Below are 15,156 nucleotides of genomic sequence, written 5' to 3' on the forward strand. Positions count from 1 at the left end.
CCCTCGGGGCACCGCCGTTGCCCTACCGGTCAGCCGCGCGAGAGGTCGCCCGCCGCGCGGATGCCGAACGTGCGCCACAGGGCCGCCAGGACCCGTTCCAGCGCCTCGGCCTCGGTCAGTTGCTGCTGGCCGTTGGGCAAGTGGGCGTTGACGAAGTCGCGCAGCCCCTGGCGGGTGCGCGGTGTCGCGGGCAAGGTGAACGAGAACGGTCCGTTGCCGCCCTGGGTGTTGTCGCGCACCGGGGGGATGCCCCCGTGGTGCATGTAGGAGCCGCCGGGGTAGTTGGTGTCGGGTCCGAAAGCGACATTCGAGCTGACCACGCCGACCGCCCGGCCACCGGCTTCCTGGGACACGAACCCCGCCGCTGGTGGGGATCCGGACAGCAGGTAGGTGTAGGCCGTGTCCGGTTCCCGGTCGGTGTCGGGCAGTCCGATGCCGCGCGACGCACCGGGCATCAGGCCCTGGTCGTGGATGCCGGGCAGGTTGCGGCCCCTGGTCAGGTGCGCGTGGATGTCGATGCCCGGGGGCAGGTTGGCGACGGAGGCGAACCGGTCGCGCAGGCCCGCCATGTCGATGCGGCCCTCGGGGCTGCTGTCGTCACCGTCCTGGCCCGGGCGGCCCCGCGACGCGCCACCGATCGCCATCGGCCGCGTCCCGCCGGAGGACAAACCCGGCATGGCCATCGGCCGGGCGGCGCTCGCGGCGGGCTGCTGGGGCGCGCTCGCCGCCCGGATCTCGGCGCGCTCGGTGGCGATCAGCCCGACCAGCTCGGCGATGATGGCCCGCTTGTCCCTGGCCCCACCGGTGTTGAGGGTGACCGTGCCCCGCTGGTTGTCCTCCCAGGCGGTGATCGCCTCCTCCAGGGTGTTGAGGATGTCGCGGCGCTGGTCGAGCTGGGTGTTGTCGTGGACGCTGATGTACGCCCGGACCGCCTGGGTGACCGCGGGCCAGAACGAGCGCCGCAGCCCCAGGCCGCCGGGTTCCGCGGTGAGCGCCGAGCGGACGTGGTCGGAGTTGCGCCAGTCGCGCGGGCTGCGCTGGACGGCACCCGGGTGGGCGTGACCCGCGTGGTCGGCGTGCCCCGTGTGTTCGGGTGCCGGGCCGCTCATGGCGCGGGTGGCGACGTCCTCGGCTGCCCGTTCGAACCGGTCGCCCGGGTCGCTGAGGGCAACGCCGTTGCCGTGGTCGGTCGCCGAGACCGGTCCCTCGCGCTGCTGGACGACGTGCCACAGCTCGTGCGCGAGGGTGTGGTCGTCCCCGCCGCCGCGGCCGAGGACGACGTGCTCGCCGGAAGTGTAGGCGTGGGCGCCGATCTCGTCGGCCGAGCGGGCCGCGGCGGAGTCGTCGTGCACCCGCACGGAGGAGAAGTCCGCGCCCAGCCTGGCTTCCATGTCGGTCCGGACCCGGTCAGCCAGCGGTTGCCCGGATTTGCCGAGTACGTCGTGCACACCGGTCGGTTCGGTGGTCTCCACCTCGCTCGACAGGAGCCGGGCGACGGCGGCGTTGCCCAGGGATCGTTGCAGCTGCTGGATTCGCGTGGTGCTCTCCGCCTGCTCGGGGGAGCGCCGTGGTGCCGACCGCCGCCCTGCCTTGTCGACCTGCTCGTGCTCGTGCATCGGTGCCTCCTCAGGCGGGGTCGAACTCGTCGCCGTCGACGAGCCGTCCGAGCTTGCGGTACTCCTGGCGCACGGCGGCGACCAGATCGGCCATCGCCACCGGGCGGTCGTCGGCGGCCGCGGCGTAGGCGGCGCTGATGGCGCAGGCGCGGATCGACCCGCCCGCCAGCTCGAACCGGCGCGCGCAGCCCGCGAGGTCGATGTCGTCCGCCCTGGGCATCGCGGTGCCGAGGCAGCGGTCCCACAGCGCGGTCCGCTGCGCCGCGTCGGGCAGCGTGAACTCGGCGACCACGTCCAGCCGCCTGGTGAACGCGTCGTCCACATTGGACCGCAGGTTGGTGGTGAGCACCGCGACACCGCCGAAGGACTCCAGCCGCGAGAGCAGGTAGGCCGACTCCAGGTTGGCGTAGCGGTCCCGGGCGTCGGAGATCTTGGACCGCTTGCCGAACACCGCGTCGGCCTCGTCGAACAGCAGCACGCCCTGCACCCGCTCGGCCTCGGTGAAGATCCGCTCCAGGTTCTTCTCGGTCTCGCCGAGGTACTTGTCGACCACGGTGGCCAGGTCGACCACGTACAGGTCCATCCCGAGGTCCGCGGCGACGACCTCCGCCGACATCGTCTTGCCGGTACCCGACTCGCCAGCGAACAGCGCCACGACACCCCGGCCGCGGCCACCGCCCGGTCGCATCCCCCAGTCGCCGAGCACCCGGTCGCGCAGCCACGCCCGCTGGGCGAGTTCGACCAGTTGCGCGCGGGTGGCTTCCGGCAGCACCAGGTCGTCCCAGGTCACCGCCGGTGTGATCAGGCGGGCGAGTCTTCGCAAACCGGATCCGTTGGTCGCGCGCACCCCGGCCTGGATGTGGGGTACACCGAGCGGGCGCCCGTCGAGCGCGGCGTGCCGGGCCGCGACGGACGCGATCCGCGCCACTTGGTTGTGGCTGACCCGGTACGCGCCGACAGCCGCCACCACCTCGGCATCGGCGGGCTCGCCGGTCGCCGCCGTGATGGCCTCTGCCCAAGGGTTTGCGGAACTGCTGGGGGAGAAGGGGAGCGACAGTACGGTGCGAGGTGACCACCCCGCGTCCCAGTGCAGTCCACTGTGGAACACCAGTGGCACGTCGTGTTCCAGCAACGCCCGCAGTCCTTCGGGCGGGGAATCCCACGGTCCTACGACGACGCCTCCGTCCCGCAGCCGGGCCTCGCGCACCGCGGCGACGACTACCGCCTCGGTCAACTTTGTGGGTGGGACCACGACGGCCGTGCCCAGTGCTTCGACGGCGACCCGGTGCGCCTCGCCGGTTGTATCGCGTATGTGCACCGGGCCCGCGGCCACCGCCGACCGCAGTCGCTCGGCGAACGGACTCGGGTTGCCCACCGCTGTCCGCACGTCCAGCCCTGGGTCGGGGCTGTCGTCGCCGAGCAGGTGCGCCACCACCCGGTCGGGCACGCGCAGGATCCGGGAGAGAGCGGGAGCGCTGGGGTCGACGACCTCCAGCAGGCCATCCGCGATGAGCGGGCGCACCCGGAACCGCCCAGGCCCGGCCTGATCCAGCCCGCACAGCCGCAATGCCAGCCCGATCGTGGGCCTACGCCGGGTGATGTCGTCGTTGAGGTACCCGTAGAGCGCCTCGAACCGCGCATCGACCTCCGGCGCGACAGCGACCAGCAGGAAGTCCACCTCGACCTCATCGAGCCCGAACCGCTTGGCCAGCGTCCCCAACCGCCCACCCGGCTCCTCGGCGGGCCGCGACCGGGGCACCGGCTCGACCGGCGTGTCCAGGACGCGCCGCACGTCGGCCGGGGTCAGGTACAGCGCCCGACGCGGATCGGCGAACGCCGGATCGGCGGATTCGCGCTCACCGATCGCGGCGCGCACCCGGTCCTCCAGCCCGGCTAGCTTGGTCAGCAGGTCGGCGCTCACGTGGTCGGGCCTTGGTGCGTGCGGCGGGCCGGTCGTGGGCGGGTCGCGGCGAGCGCTGAGTCGGTGGACTCGTGCTCCTTGATTGCGGCGCGCACTTGGTCCTCCAGTTCCGCCAGTCTGGTCGGCGGGTCGGCGTTCACGTGGTCGAGCTCTGGCGTCTGCGGCGGTCCGGTCGAGGGCGGGTCGCGGCGAACGCTGGGTTGGCGGACTCGTGCTCCTTGATCGCGACGCGCACCTGGTTCTCCAGTTCTGCCAGCCTGGTCGGCAGATCGGCGGTCATGTAGTCGGGCCTTGGCGTCTGCGGTGGGCTGGTCGTGGGCGGGTAGCGGCGAACGTCGGGTCGGTGGATTCGCGGTTCTTGATTGCGGCGCGTGCTCGGCGCTCCAGTTTGGCTGGCGTGGTCGGGCGGGTCGGCGGTCATGTGGTGGGGCACTGGCGTCTGCGGTGGGTGGGTTGTGGGCGGGTCGCGGCGAAGGCCGGGTCGGCGGACTCGTGCTCCTCGATTGCGGCGTGTACCCGGTCCTCCGGCTCGGTTGGCCTGGTTGGCAGGTCGGCGCTCACGTGATCGGGCTTCTGTGCCTGCGGCGGACCAGTCGTGGGCGGGTCGCGGCGAACGCTGGGTCGGCGGACTCGTGCTCCTCGATTGCGGCGCGCACCTGGTCCTCCGGCTCGGTTGGCCTGGTCGGCAGGTCGGCGCTCGTGTGGTTGGGCTTGGCGCGTGTGGCGGGCTGGTCGTGGGGCGGGTCGCGGCGAGCGCTGGGTCGGTAGATTCGCGGTCCTTGATCGCGGCGCGTGCTTGGCGCTCCAGCTCGATTGGCGCGGTCGGCGGGTCGGCGGTCATGTGGTCGGGCCTGGCGTCTGCGGTGGGCGGGTAGCGGCGAACGTCGGGTCGGTGGATTCGCGGTTCTTGATCGCGGTGCGCACCTGGTCCTGCAATTCCGCCAGCCTGGTCGGCAAGTCGGCGCTCATGTGGTCGGGCCTTGGTGCGTGTGGCGGGCGGGTCGCGGCGAGCGCTGGGTCGGTGGATTCGCGGGTCTTGATCGCGGCGCGTGCTTGGCGCTCCAGTGTGGCTGGCGTGGTCGGCGGGTCGGTGGTCATGTGGTTGGGCCTTGGCGTTTGCGGTGGGCGGGTCGTGGGCGGGTCGGTGAGCGCTGGGTCGGTGGGTTCGTGGTTCTTGATTGCGGTGCGTGCTTGGCGCTCCAGTGTGGCTGGCGTGGTTGGCAGGTCGGTGGTCATGTGATCGGGCCTTGGCGCCTGCGGCGGGTCGGTCGTGGGCGGGTTGCGGCGAAGCCGTTGCCCTCGGCGGTCGTTGGGCCTTCGTAGCGCAGGCGGTGGCCATGCTCGTTCGTCTGCTCGCCGCGCAGTACGTCGCTGCTGGTGCGGAGCACGTCGCTATTGGTGCGGAGCACGTCGCTACTGGTGCGGAGCACGATGCCCTCGGTGACCGGCGGCCCCGCCGGGGTGTGGTGGCCGATGAGCGGGGCGAGGACCAGCACGTCGATGGCGGGTTTGAGCTCGCCACCCAGCGCGGACCAGATGTCGGTCGCCGCGCTGCCGGAGGACACCGGGCCCGCGGTCTCCAGGGTCACCGACAGGCCCAGTTCGGCGAGCGACCCGGTCAGCCACCGGTCCTCGACCCGCTCCCGGCGGACCAGCACGGACAGTGCCCGCGACAGCAGTCGGTGCTCGTCCTGCGGACGGTTCGTCCACGCCGTCACCAGGTACGACAGCCGGAACCAGCGCGGCGGCTCCCGCCAGCCGGTGACCCTGCCATCCCCGTCGAGCTCCTCGATGGCCCCGGAACCGCGTCGGGCGCGGTCCTCCCGGATGTCGTAGAGGAACACGTTGACCGTCGGGGCGGTGCGCCGCGCCGTCCAGTCCGTCGTGGGCGCCTCGAACGCCAGCTCGCCGTCCGCGCCCGGCACGCCGCCATCGACGAGCAGGCCGCGGATGGCCTCGTCGACCTCGTGGATCACGCCTGCCTCCCGGTCACCGTCGTCCCACCATGTCCGGTGGGCTGATCGTCCCCAGCACCACCAGGAACGGCGTCGTCGCAGGCCGGAACCCGGCCCCGGACGCCGTGATCGTGCGTGGCCCGGTCTGGTCCTTGTCCAGCACCAGCAGTTGCGCGATGAACCGGCCGTCAGCGGCGGGCAGCGTGGGTGCCGCGGCCGCGGTGATCCCGGGTGTCCAGGTGAGCGCGACCGGTGTGCCTGGCGGAAAGTCGACCCCGCGCACCGAGGTGACGAAGCCCGGCTCGCCGATGTCGGGAACGGCGACGATCTTCGGCAGCAGCACCCGCATCGGCGCGGTGGCGGCGTTGTCGGAGAGATCGTTGTCGGTGCCCGACGTCCTCAGCAGGCCGCGCACCTCCGTGGTCACCGGCTCCTGCGGGGCCAACACGACTTGCACCAACACGGCGGTGCCGGGAGTCAGGTCGGGTAGCGCGCATCCTGTTGCGGTGCACCCGGGCGGCAGCGAGGCGACCGGGATTCCCGGCGGCAGCAAGAGATCCAGGCGAAGTCCCGTGGCCAGGCTGGGACCACCGTTGCGCGCTGTGTAGGTGACCGTCGCTCGTCCGTCCACATAGGAGGGATTCGGGTTCACGGTGACCGACAGCGCTGGTCCGGCGGGTGGCGGCGGTGGGGGAGCGGGTGGTTCGGGGGAGTCGACCTCGACCAGCGTCGCCGTCGCGTTGTCCGCCGGGGTCGAGTCGAACACCGGGCCCGCCACCGACCACTGGACCTGCCACCGGCCCGCCACGACAGCCGTGAACACGGCCGTGATCCGCACGGTCGTCCCAGGCGCCAACCCCCCGAGCACGCACCGCCGCTCCACCACGTCACAGCTGCCCCGGGGAGTGCGCAGGTCATCCAGGCGCAACCCCGTGGGCACGGAAGCGGTCACGACGGCGTCCGGCGTGGGCGCGGGGCCGTGGTTCACCACGTCGACCGGCACCTCGACCGGATCACCCACGGTCGCGACGAGTCGTGGTGGCGCCAGCACCGCCAGGTCGACCGGCTGCTGCCACGTCGGTTCCTTCTGCCGCCCCGGCAGGTCCCAGTCGAGGCGCGCCAGCTCGCCGGTGTCCAGGTCGAGCACGGCGAGCGCCTCCGGCGACCGGGCGTCACCCGCGCGCCGCGTGGTCAGCACCAACCGGTCACCCTCGGCCGAGAACGCCACGTCACGCGGCTGGAACGGCCCAGTCGCGCTGGTGAGGGGGCCTTCGCAAGATGCGGCGCCTGCGGGCAGCACCACCCGGCATCCGTTGTCCGCCAGCGACACCAGCAGCACGCCGTCGTTCTCCCGGTTGAACGCCACCACGCGGCTGTCCGGGCTGAACGCCGGGCTGTCGTCGGTGACCGCGCAGTCGAACCCGCACACCGCCGCGCTCAGATCACGTTGCCCGCCAAGGGTGTCCGCCCGCGCGACCCAGATGTGGTTGTCGCGGATCTCGCCGGTCGGCCCGTCGCTGACCAGGCCCCGGGTGAACGACAGCGTCCGGCCGTCCGGTGACCACGCGGGCTGGGTGTCCTCTTGGTCGGCGACCTCCGGCGGCGGGCGCAGCAGCCCGCGCACCGCGCCGGACTCCGCGTCGATCACCACCACCCGACTGGGACCGCCGTTGGGCCGCACCCCACCGGGGGAGCGGCGGGCGAACACCAGCGACCGGCCATCAGGCGACCAGGCCGGGTCGAACTCCCAGTCCGTCGGCTGACGGTCCGCTACGGGCACCCGGCGCGGGTTCGCGCCGTCGGCGTCGACCAGCCACAGCCGCTGCACCCGCCTGCCCGCCTCGTCCTCGAACCGGGTCAGCACGATCCGCCGCCCGTCCGGGGAGTACGACTGCCGTTGCGTCCACGGGTCGAACCCCGGGCGCGGGTGGAACAGCAGGTTCGGGTCGTTGCCCACCTCCGGGTCCTCCCGCAGCACCGGCACGCCGAGGTCACGTGGGTCCGTCCCGTCGGGCTGGATGTCTTGCAGCGTGGCGGTGTTGGCCGTCGGCGCGCTCGTCCTGGCGACCAGTAGGTGCTGGACGCCGCCGGTCGCCAGCCAGGTCGGCGACGACACGGCGCGGTCCTCGGCCAGGAGCAGGTCGGGCAACGCGGGAGAGGGCAGGGTAGTGGTGTCGACGCAGTACACCTTCAGCACCGCCGGATCAGCCGTGCAGGTGCAGTCCTGGTCCTTGGTCAGGAACAACAGGTTGACGCCATCGGGCTTCCACCGCGGGGAGTGGACGCTCCAGTCCGCCTGCCCGCCGCTGAGCAGCGGTGTGCCGGTTGTCGCGCCACCGCTGAGAACGCGGATCCGGGTGCCTGCCGCGCCCAGGTCCACTGTGTACGCCAGGCGGCCGTCGCGCGGGTTCCACGCGGGCTGGCTCGCCGCGCCGACCGGCTCCTCGGTCAGGCGGCGCGACGGCCCGCCCGCGAGGGGCTGGGCGACGATCTGGCCCGATCGGGCAAAGGCGACGTCCTCGCCGTCCGGTGAGAACGTCGGCGACGTCTCGTCCTGCGGAGTCCTGGTGAGCCTGCGTTCCCCGGTGCCGTCGACCCCCACCGCCCACAGGTCGCGTTGCCCGCCCTCGACCGACTCGAACACGACCGTGCGCAGGTCCGGCGACAGCGCAGGCCGCGCCGCGTCCCGACCGGTGGTGAGCCTGCGCACCTCGCCTTCCGGGGAGGCGAGGTAGACCTGCGGCCGCGGGCTGTCGCGTCTACTGGTGAAGACGATCAACTCGCCCCGCGCGGACACGTCGTCGTCGTGGTGCGCCGCCCCGGCTCCCAGCAGCGGGCGGGTCGACCGCGGCTGGTCGGGCACAGGGCTGTCGAGCACGCCGATGCTGCGGTGCCCGGTGCCCGCGAAGGCGATCCTGGTCGGCACCGGGTCCGGCGCGGCCTGGGCCACCGTGGGCGCCGCCGCGGTGACGACGCCGCCCAGCGACGCCACCACCACCAGTACGACGGGCAAACGGGACATGGGTGTCCTTCCGCGGTCATCGGCCACGTCGTGATCGTCGCCCGGGTGGGCGCCGGTTCCGAGGGCCTGCCGGGCACGGTCGGGGCGTCCCCGCTGCCCGGCCGTGCTGTCGTCGGTGCCCGCTCAGATCAGGCCGTGCCGCATGACGTAGCCGACCGCGTGCGCGCGGTTGCGCAGGTTCAGCCGGGTGGACACCTCGTGCAGCACGTTCTTCACCGTCCGCTCCGAGTACGACATCTTCAGCGCGATCTCGGCGGTGTCGAGCCCGTCGGCGACCAGCCGCAGGATGTCGGTCTCCCGAGTGGTCAAAGTGGACAGTGTGGGGGTGTTCGGGTCGAGCACGCCGCGTTGCAGCCGCCCGACGTGCGCGAGCAGCGTGTCGAGCAGGTCACCCGGCAGCACCGCCTCGCCGTCCGCGATCGCGGTGATCGCGGTGACCAACCGGTCCTGGGTCGCCTCGGAGCGGCGGACCACCGCGGCGACACCGCATTCGATGGTGGTGCGCAACGAGTTCTGGTCGAAGCGGCCCACCACGAGACCGGTCCTGGTCGCGCCGCCGCGGCGCAGGCCGCGCAGCAACCGGGCGATCTCGTCGTCCACGGCGTCGACCACCACCAGCGACACCACCGCCCTGCCGTCGTCCTCCGGTGCGAGCAACTCGACCTCGGGGCGGGATCGGAGCAGGTGGACGGTGCCGCCGCGCAGGATCGGGTCGTCCGCGTACACCGCTACCGGGATTCTGTTCACGCTGTCCTCCTGACGCGAAGTGCCTGCCCCGATCCTGCGCCGCGCCACCGGTCCCGGGCAGCCGCCGCGGCCGCGCTGTGCACCCGGGGTGCCCGTCGACTGCCCTTTTCCCCCTGCCGCCCGCCGATCCGCCGTGGCTAGCGTGACCGGCGTGAGCACATCGACCGACTTCGAGCGGCGCACGGTGCAGGTCGTCCCCGGCGCGGAGACCACCACGACGCTGCGGGTGCGCAACGACAGCGACATCGTCGAGGCATACGGGTTCCAGGTGGTGGGGGAGTGCGCCCCCTGGACCGAGGTCGAACCCGCCCGGCTGTCGCTGTACCCGGGCACCTCCCAGGACGTGCTGGTCCGCCTGCGGCCGCCGCGCTCGTCGGCGGTCCGCGCCGGTGAGACACCGCTCGGTGTGCGCGTGCTGCCGGTGGAGCGCCCCGACTCGGCCGCGGTGGCCGAGACGGTGGTGACCATCGCCCCGTTCGCCGAGCAGCGCTTGGAGCTGGTGCCCGAACGCCGCCGGGCCTGGCGGTCAGCGCGCTACCGGGTGCTGGCGCACAACGACGGCAACACCCCCGTCGAGCTGGCGCTGGCCACCGCCGAGGTCGACGACCGGATCCGCTACACCACAACGGATCTCCCGACCGCGGTCGAACCCGGGACCGACACCGAGATCCCCGTGCGCGTGCGGGTCGGCAAGATCCAGTGGTTCGGCAAACCCGTCACCTGGCCGATCCGGCTCAGCGCCACCGCGGCGGAACCCGAACCGCGCGAGCACGAGCTGGTTGGCGAGTTCATCCAGCTGCCGATCTTCCCGCGGTGGCTGCTGGCGTTGCTCGCCGCGCTACTGGCCCTGCTGCTGGCGTGGTTCCTGCTCGTGCGCCCCGCGGTGCGCAGTGCGGCAAGGGAAGCCGCTGATGACCGGGCCGAGGAGATCCAGCAGGCCGGGCAGACTCAGGCTCCCGCACCGCCTCCGCCGCCCCCGACCACCACTTCGTCGCCACAGCCGGGCCAGAGCGGTGATGGTCAGACCGGCGACGGACAACCGGGCAACGGTGGTCCGGGCGGTGCGGGGACGCAGAGTTCGAGCACCATCGAGGTCCGCACCAACACCGGCGGGCTCGGCACCGGCACCTATGTGGTCCCCGAGGGCAAGGTCTTCCGCATCACCGACATCCTCGTCGCCAACCACCAAGGCGACGAGGGCGTGCTGACCATCATCTTCGGCGAGCGCACGGTCACCACGATCGCCCTGGAGACTTTCCGCAACCAGGACTACCACTGGGTGACCCCGATCGACATCACAGCGGGCGCCGCGGTCACGGTCAACGTCTCCTGCGCCAAGCCGGGTACCCCCGCGACCGGACGGCAGGCCCGCAACTGCCTGGAACTGCTCAACGTCAGCGGTCAGCTCGCCGACCTGGAGTGACGGGGTTGCCTGGAGTGAACGAGTGGCCTCCGGCGGGCACGGCGTTGCGGGTGGCGACCTCGGCGAGGAACCGCCCGCTGTCCTTGACGATCCGCCGCTGGCTGGTGAAGTCCACGTGCACCAACCCGAACCGGGGGCCGTAGCCCCAGGCCCACTCGAAGTTGTCCAGCAGCGACCAGGCCAGGTAGCCGCGGACATCGGCACCGGCCTCGATCGCGGCGTGCACCGCCCGCAGGTGCTCGGCGAAGTAGCGGACCCGGTCGTCGTCGCGCACCCGGCCGTCTTCGTCGACGACATCAGGGAAGGCGGCCCCGTTCTCGGCGACCACCAAGGGTGTCCGGGCGTACTCGCTGAGGTGCACCAGCAGGTCGGTCAGCGAGGCGGGGTGCTGTTCCCAGCCGGTCACGGTGAGGGGAGCGCGCGGCGGCAGCACGGACATGCCGCGTAGGCCGGGTAGCGGGCAGTTGCTGGGTTCGGTCGGGTCGGCCAGCGAGACGACCCTGGTCGGCGCGTAGTAGTTGACGCCGATCCAGTCGAGCGGCTCGGCGATCACGTCCAGGTCGCCGTCGCGGATGGCCGGTTCGAGCCCGTCGAGGTGGGCCAGGTCGGCGCGCAGGTCGGCCGGGTAGCCCCGGCCCAGCACGGGGTCGAGGAAGAACCTGTTGTGCACGGCGTCGAACCGGCGGACCGCGTCGTGGTCGGCGGGGCCGTCGGCCAACGCGGGGGAGAAGTTCAGTGCGATGGACAGGCTGGTCGCGCCACCGGCGCGTAACGCCCGCGCGGCTTGGCCGTGGGCGAGCAGGTGGTGGTGGGCGGCGCGGAGGGCGGTTTGCGGGTCTTTCACGCCCGGTGCGTGGACGCCGTTGCCGTAGCCGAGGAACGCCGAGCAGAACGGCTCGTTGAGCGTGGTCCAGTGCGTCACGCGGTCGCTTAGTCTGGTGTGGACTGTGCTGGCGTACTCGGCGAACCAGGAGGCGATGTCGCGCTCGACCCAGCCGCCGCGCTCCTGCAACGCCTGCGGCAGGTCCCAGTGGTAGAGGGTGAGCACGGGGGTGATGTCGCGATCGAGCAGAGCGTCGACGAGCCGGTCGTAGAACGCCAGACCTGCTGGGTTGGGGGTTCGGCCATCGGGCATGATTCTCGGCCACGCGGTGGAGAAGCGGTAGGTGGGCATGCCCAGGGTGGACAGGATGTCGACGTCCTCGCGGTAGCGGCGGTAGTGCTCGCAAGCGGTTGCGCCGCTCGCACCTCCCTCGACCGCGCCGGGTACCGCGGCGAAGACGTCCCAGATGGACGGTCCGCGTCCGCCCTCGGCTGTCGCGCCCTCGATCTGGTAGGCCGCTGTCGCGGCGCCCCACAGGAACCCCGACGGGAAAGCCAGCTCTCCGGTCACGGCACATCACCTCCCGGTTTCCGCCGCCCCGCGCAGCAGCACGGCGACGACCTTCCTGGCGAACAGGACGAACAGCAGCAGGACCGGCACGATGCTCACCAGCACCCCGGTCAGCACCAGCGGGTAGTCGGTGTAGTAGCCACCCGCCAACCGCGACAGCACGACCTGCGCGGTGGGGGTGTCGTTCGGGTCGAGCGCCACCAGCGGCCACCCGAACTCGTTCCACGACGTGGCGAACGACAACATGCCCAGCACCGCGGCGGGCCCGCGCAGGGCGGGCAGGGCGACGTGCCAGTAGACGCGCGCCAGCGAGCAGCCGTCGACCCTGGCCGCGTCCACCAGCTCCGTCGACACCGCCTCCAGACACGCCTGCCGCATCCAGAACACCCCGAACGCGCTGACCAGCCCCGGCGCGATCGCGGCCGCGAGCGTGTCGTACCACCCGAGCGCGTCGACCACCATGAACACCGGCACGATCCCCAGCTGCGTCGGCACCATCGCCGAGGCGAGAACCACAGCGAACAGCGCTTCCCTCGCCCGGAACCGCAACCTGGCGAACGCGAACCCGGCAACCGAGCACAGCAACGCGTTCGCCACCGCGACCACCCCCGCGATCACCGCGGAGTTCACCATCGCCTGCCCGAGGTCCACGCGCTCGACCAGCTCGCCGAGGTGGTCGAGCAACCGCCCGCCGGGCACCAGCGGCGGTGTCGCCCGGGCCAGGTCCGCGTTGTCACGGGAGGCTACGACTAGCGCCGAGTACAGCGGTGCCAGCGAGAACAGTGCAAGTACCAGCAGTGCAAACGCTTGCGGCAACCGTCTGATGTGGAGACTCATCGCCGCACGACCCGCCGCGTGGCGGTGATGGGGAACGCGTCGCACAGCCGGGACAGGATCCAGTCGCCCGACGGTAGTGGTGGCGTGGCCCTGGTCATCATCGTAAGACCCGTCGCACGAGCGCGGTGGCGGTGATGGCGAATGTGGCGCATAGGAGGAACAGGAGCCAGGTCATCGCGGCGGCGTAGCCTGCGTTGAAGTGGCTGAAGCCGACTTCGTACAGGTACATCGCCACGGTCTGGAACTGGCGGTCGCTGCCGCCCGCGCCCGCGAGGCCGGAGCCGTCGAACAGTTGGGGTTCGGTGAACAGTTGTACGCCGCCGATGGCTGAGGCGATGACGGTGAACAGCAACGTCGGTCGGATGCCGGGGAGGGTGACCGCGCGGAATCGCTGCCAGCCGCTCGCGCCGTCCAGTGCGGCAGCCTCGTACAATTCGCGCGGTACGGCTCGCATCGCGGCCAGGTAGAGCAATGCCGTGTACCCGGTCCACCGCCACATCACCATGGTCGCGACCCCCAGGTGCGCCGCCCAGGTGTCCGCCTGCCAGGCCACCGGGCCGACCCCGACCTGCCCGAGCAGGAAGTTGACCATCCCGTAGTCGCGGCCGAGGAGTTGGCCGAACACCAGCGCCACCGCGACCACCGGCACCACGTTGGGGACCAGCACCAACACCTGCCACGCCGCCCCGCGTCGCCGCAACAGCGACGCGATACCCAACGCCAGTGCCAACTGCGGGACCGTCGCCAGTAGGAAGATGCTCAGCGTGTTGCCCAACGCGTTGTAGAACAACGGGTCCGCGAGCAGGTCCCGGTAGTTCGCCGGACCCGTGAAACCCCCGTCGCCCGCGATGAGGTGCCAGCGGTGCGCCGACACCCACGCGGTGTAGAGCAGCGGGAACACCCCGAAAGCGCCGAAGACCAGGAAGAACGGTGCGACGAGCAGGTACGGGGTGTACCGGCTCACCGCAGCACCGTGCGCGCCTCGTCGACCGCCTGCCGCCACGCCTGGTCGACGGTCTGCTTGCCGTCCTCGACCCGGCCGAGCGCCCGCCCGAACACCGGCCGGACATCGGCGTCGCGCACCCCGCGGTGGTTGGGTCGCACGGCGTCCGAGGACGCGGCGAAGATCCGGCCGATCGGCGCGTCGCGGAAGTACGGGTCGGTGTGCGCCAGTACGGCCGGGTCGCGGTAGACCTCGGGCTGGCTGGGCAGGATGTTGTCGGACTCGAACAGCCGCTTCTGCTGCGCGGGCGCGGTGAGCCACTTCGCCGCGGCGTAGGCGGCCTCGGTGTGCGCGCCCTGTGCGGGTACCACCAGGTACGACCCGCCCCAGTTGCCCGCCCGGCCCGGGACCGTCGTCACGTCCCACACCCCGGCCCCGCCGGGCCCGCCCGCCTGCTTGATCTGCGCCAACATCCACGCCGGGCAGGTCATCGTGGCGAACGCGCCCTGGTTGATGCCGACGTTCCAGGGCTGGGTGAACGTGGTGAGCGCCGCGGTCTGGTGCCTGGCGCCGATCGCGCCCGCCAGCTCGAAAGCCCTTGCCACAGCAGGGTTCGTGTCGCCGATGAACGCGTCGTCGGCGGTCCGGAAGTAGTTCTCCTCGGCCTGGTTGAGCATCGCGGTGTAGACGGTGCCCGCCGAGTCGGTGAACCTCGCGTCGGGCACCCGGGCGCTGAACCGGTCGGCGACCTCGGCGTACGCCTGCCACGTCGGCCACAGCGCGGCGAGGGCGTCGCGGTCGGTGGGCAGCCCGGCCCGCTCGATGAGGTCGCGGCGATAGCACATCGCCAGCCCGCCCATGTCCGTGCCGAGCCCGAGGACCGCGTCACCGACGACGCCCTGCTCCCACTTCCACGCCGACCACCGCCCCCGCAGGTCCCGCGCCCCGAACCGGGACAGGTCCACCAGCTTGTCCCGCGACCGGCGCAGCGCGGGCAGGTACTGCTCCTCGACGGCGACCACGTCCGCCGCGCCCCTGCCCGCCGCCAGCGCGGTGATCAGTCCTTTGTGGTGGGAGTCGAAGTCGGTGACCCGGCCGACCAGGTCGACGCCGGGGTTGAGCCGCTCGTACTCGGCGAAGAGCGGTTCGTAGCCGAACTCGCCGAAGGTGGCCACCGTGATCCGCACCCGCTGGTCCGCGTTCGCCGAACACCCGCCGACCAGCACCACCAGCACCGCGACCAACGCCCACACCCGCCGCATACCGTTCCTCCCCGCCGCCGATCCCCCCTCTCACCGT

The 15,156-nt window shown here is 72.2% G+C and carries 12 protein-coding genes; 1 reads left to right on the forward strand and 11 read right to left on the reverse strand.

Features of this window, described 5'->3' with window-relative positions; genetic code table 11:
* Positions 1–29 precede the first annotated feature (29 nt).
* The 7 genes from CLV68_RS12650 to CLV68_RS12675 form a co-directional block, all read right to left on the reverse strand.
* On the reverse strand, positions 30–1,616 hold the full coding sequence (locus CLV68_RS12650) for an eCIS core domain-containing protein (protein WP_121390525.1): 1,587 nt from the start codon (positions 1,614–1,616) through the stop codon (positions 30–32).
* A 10-nt stretch (positions 1,617–1,626) separates the two neighbouring features.
* Entirely contained in the window at positions 1,627–3,537 is a 1,911-nt protein-coding gene (locus CLV68_RS12655; RefSeq protein WP_121390526.1) for an ATP-binding protein, read from the reverse strand.
* 136 nt (positions 3,538–3,673) lie between these two features.
* Positions 3,674–3,817 carry a hypothetical protein gene (locus CLV68_RS33845; protein ID WP_170224255.1) on the reverse strand — a complete coding sequence of 48 codons (144 nt, stop codon included), beginning with the start codon at positions 3,815–3,817 and terminating at the stop codon, positions 3,674–3,676.
* Between the two features lie 557 nt (positions 3,818–4,374).
* Positions 4,375–4,635 (reverse strand): hypothetical protein, encoded by a 261-nt coding sequence (locus CLV68_RS12660; RefSeq protein WP_147459966.1) that lies wholly within the window; start codon positions 4,633–4,635, stop codon positions 4,375–4,377.
* 134 nt (positions 4,636–4,769) lie between these two features.
* Positions 4,770–5,513 carry a Pvc16 family protein gene (locus CLV68_RS12665; protein WP_121390528.1) on the reverse strand — a complete coding sequence of 248 codons (744 nt, stop codon included), beginning with the start codon at positions 5,511–5,513 and terminating at the stop codon, positions 4,770–4,772.
* A 13-nt stretch (positions 5,514–5,526) separates the two neighbouring features.
* Positions 5,527–8,514 (reverse strand): DUF11 domain-containing protein, encoded by a 2,988-nt coding sequence (locus CLV68_RS12670; RefSeq protein WP_121390529.1) that lies wholly within the window; start codon positions 8,512–8,514, stop codon positions 5,527–5,529.
* A 123-nt stretch (positions 8,515–8,637) separates the two neighbouring features.
* A complete protein-coding gene (locus CLV68_RS12675; RefSeq protein WP_246009783.1) occupies positions 8,638–9,261 on the reverse strand; it encodes a helix-turn-helix transcriptional regulator in 624 nt (207 codons plus the stop codon).
* Between the two features lie 151 nt (positions 9,262–9,412).
* Here CLV68_RS12675 and CLV68_RS12680 point away from each other — a divergent pair, with 151 nt between their 5' ends.
* Positions 9,413–10,684 carry a COG1470 family protein gene (locus CLV68_RS12680; RefSeq protein WP_121391152.1) on the forward strand — a complete coding sequence of 424 codons (1,272 nt, stop codon included), beginning with the start codon at positions 9,413–9,415 and terminating at the stop codon, positions 10,682–10,684.
* Here CLV68_RS12680 and CLV68_RS12685 read toward each other — a convergent pair.
* The 4 genes from CLV68_RS12685 to CLV68_RS12700 all read right to left on the reverse strand — a co-directional run bounded on the left by CLV68_RS12685 (position 10,656) and on the right by CLV68_RS12700 (position 15,119).
* Complete coding sequence (locus tag CLV68_RS12685; RefSeq protein WP_121391153.1) at positions 10,656–12,065, reverse strand: GH1 family beta-glucosidase; 1,410 nt, start codon at positions 12,063–12,065, stop codon at positions 10,656–10,658. The two genes, CLV68_RS12680 and CLV68_RS12685, sit on opposite strands and share 29 nt — an antisense overlap.
* An 18-nt stretch (positions 12,066–12,083) precedes the next feature.
* On the reverse strand, positions 12,084–12,914 hold the full coding sequence (locus tag CLV68_RS12690) for a carbohydrate ABC transporter permease (RefSeq protein WP_121390531.1): 831 nt from the start codon (positions 12,912–12,914) through the stop codon (positions 12,084–12,086).
* A 97-nt stretch (positions 12,915–13,011) separates the two neighbouring features.
* On the reverse strand, positions 13,012–13,878 hold the full coding sequence (locus CLV68_RS12695) for a carbohydrate ABC transporter permease (protein ID WP_121390532.1): 867 nt from the start codon (positions 13,876–13,878) through the stop codon (positions 13,012–13,014).
* Positions 13,875–15,119, reverse strand: coding sequence for an extracellular solute-binding protein (locus CLV68_RS12700; protein WP_121390533.1), 1,245 nt, complete (start codon positions 15,117–15,119; stop codon positions 13,875–13,877). The genes CLV68_RS12695 and CLV68_RS12700 overlap by 4 nt, the downstream gene beginning before the upstream one ends.
* Positions 15,120–15,156 lie beyond the last annotated feature (37 nt).

Source organism: Actinokineospora cianjurensis, assembly GCF_003663795.1.
GTDB lineage: Bacteria > Actinomycetota > Actinomycetes > Mycobacteriales > Pseudonocardiaceae > Actinokineospora > Actinokineospora terrae.

Excerpts from the sequence above, each read along its gene's own strand:
- CLV68_RS12660 (WP_147459966.1), bottom strand. The coding sequence starts at position 4,635 with ATGACCACCGACCCGCCGACCACGCCAGCCACACTGGAGCGCCAAGCA.
- CLV68_RS12650 (WP_121390525.1), bottom strand. The coding sequence starts at position 1,616 with ATGCACGAGCACGAGCAGGTCGACAAGGCAGGGCGGCGGTCGGCACCA.
- CLV68_RS12700 (WP_121390533.1), bottom strand. The coding sequence starts at position 15,119 with ATGCGGCGGGTGTGGGCGTTGGTCGCGGTGCTGGTGGTGCTGGTCGGC.
- CLV68_RS12670 (WP_121390529.1), bottom strand. The coding sequence starts at position 8,514 with ATGTCCCGTTTGCCCGTCGTACTGGTGGTGGTGGCGTCGCTGGGCGGC.
- CLV68_RS33845 (WP_170224255.1), bottom strand. The coding sequence starts at position 3,817 with ATGACCGCCGATCTGCCGACCAGGCTGGCAGAACTGGAGAACCAGGTG.
- CLV68_RS12690 (WP_121390531.1), bottom strand. The coding sequence starts at position 12,914 with ATGAGTCTCCACATCAGACGGTTGCCGCAAGCGTTTGCACTGCTGGTA.